Origin of the sequence: Collinsella aerofaciens (assembly GCF_040915425.1) — a bacterium.
GTDB lineage: Bacteria > Actinomycetota > Coriobacteriia > Coriobacteriales > Coriobacteriaceae > Collinsella > Collinsella aerofaciens_BW.
In genome coordinates, this window is record NZ_JBCPDN010000006.1 from 48,427 (window position 1) to 50,526 (window position 2,100).

The following is a 2,100-nucleotide window of genomic DNA, read 5'->3' on the forward strand; positions in this document are numbered from 1 at the left end:
GCGTAAGCGCTGGGAAGCGAAACGTCGTTCGACGTCAGCGCCGTTAGCGATTACGGCGCTTGAGGATAATGCCGGAAACGCAAACGGCTGCACCGGCTACGACCAGCCCAATGACGGGCAGAATTGAGAAGGTATCACCCGTCATCGGCATGGAGCCCTTCTCGCCCTTCGTCGTCCTGACGGGCTTCTTATCGCTCGGCTTAGTGGGTTTAACCTCGGGTTCGGGCTTAGGCTCGGGAGCAGCAACCGTGTAGGTAACCGTCGGAACCGGGAAAACGCCTGCCGTGCCCTTGTCGCCGTTGCCGTCAACGGGGTACAGGGTTGCACTCTCGTTGACCTTGAGGCTGTGGGTGCCGGCCTCGGTGGGCTTATTCACCAATACCTCGCTGTACGTAAGGACAACCGGTTTAGCGGGCACCGCGGCCTCGTTGAGAGTGAAGACAAGCTTCTCGTTCTCCCCTGCCGTGTACTTGAGGGTGAAGCGATAGGTGCCATCCGCACGCTTGCCAAAGCCATAGGTGGTCTCGTCGATCTTCTCAGGCGCAAGGTCCTCGCCCGCAACATTCAGGCTGATCTTACTGGCATCGTTCACAAAGTCAAAGTTGTTGCCAATAAAGTCCTCGACCGTCGAGCCGGCAGCGATCTTGTCCACGAGCTTGGCCTTGATATCGGCAAAGTCGGTGTCGAGCTGGCCGTTGTTGGAATTCCTGGTGAGGTACTGCAGGAATACCTGGCCATCAAAGTCGGCGGCGTTCTTGTAGTAGACGTTCATGTCGTAGCCGGCCTTGACCATCGACTGGAACGTGTCGTCCGTGCTCCAGAACGCGACGTCGATGTTGCACGGCGCGTTCACGTCGACAGGGATGGGGTTCGTGGTGCCCTTACTGGCGGCGGCGTCGGTGTACTCGTAATCGTACTGGGCCCAGTTCTTGTCAGAGTTCTCGTACTGGTCGCGATAGTACTCAAGATACTCGCCGAGCTTCTCGGGGCCCTTCATGGCCTCCGAGAAAATGAAGTTGGTGGAGCCGTCGGAGAACTTCTTCCAGTCGTTCTTGAAATTGTACTCGCGCGAGTGGGACTCCCAGATACCGCCCATCTTGTTCTCTCCATTGGGGTATGCAACGCCGGTCTCTGGATTCGTCTGCTTTTTTGGATCGCCAAACGACCTCGTATACGGTTTGGTGTAATCGCCATTCTTGCAGTAAAGGTAGGTTGCACCGTCGCTAATAAGGATCACGTGCTTGTTCTCGGCCTTAACGGCAGTATCCGCGTCGAGGATGCTCTTTGCAGCAAGAAGGCCGGCGTCCATGTTGGTACCCGAGCGCAAGCTCGAGTTCATCGCCGTCAGAATGCTATCGTAACCTGTAACGACATCAGTCAACGGTTGCTGAATATTGCCCACCTTATTAAAGAGGACAACGCCAACCTTGATGTCCAAGCCGTCGGTCTGAGCCTTTGTCTTAACCTCTTCGAGGAAGGACTTAGCCTGGTCAAAGATGTCCTCCTGCGCAGAGGCGCCCGACTTATCGAGCACAAACACAACGTCGGACGGCTCGGCCTCGCGCTTGCCCGGGAACGAGAGGGTGACCTTGGTCTCAAGGTTCTCGTCGAGCTCGGTCGCCATCTTCTGATTCTGCTCCAGCGCGGACGATTGTCCGGCGTCCCCTGCGGCATCGTCTGCGAATGACATGGTCGCCGGGGCGGCCATGCCTAACGTCAGCGCCAACACCGCACTAACCGTAACCGCGCGCTTAAGCGCACTTCCCAACCTGCGCATCCTAGCTCCTTTCATTCAATTCCCGTTTACAGACGGGTGGATACGAAACCAGTGATACGACAATAGTATCGACCGTAAAATGTCAGCGTCATTAACATATATTTACAAATAACGAGCTGGACAGGCAAGTCAGATTGGATATTTTTATCTATATGCGTCCAAGATCGTATGCTCGGGCAGCCCCCTCGCCTGCGCACGCCAAATTGGCTACAGCCTCCTGCATGCCAAGCGCATCCTCAAGGCTCATGGGTCTGCGACAGGCCGGCAGAACTAAGTCGATACCCTGTCCATACACCGCATCCAAGCTGTCCGCACGACCGCCC

The 2,100-nt window shown here is 56.3% G+C and carries 1 protein-coding gene; it reads right to left on the reverse strand.

Annotated elements, in window-relative coordinates; all coding sequences use genetic code 11:
• Positions 1–43: 43 nt before the first annotated feature.
• A complete protein-coding gene (locus AB5164_RS01790) occupies positions 44–1,777 on the reverse strand; it encodes a VWA domain-containing protein (RefSeq protein ID WP_368143285.1) in 1,734 nt (577 codons plus the stop codon).
• Positions 1,778–2,100 lie beyond the last annotated feature (323 nt).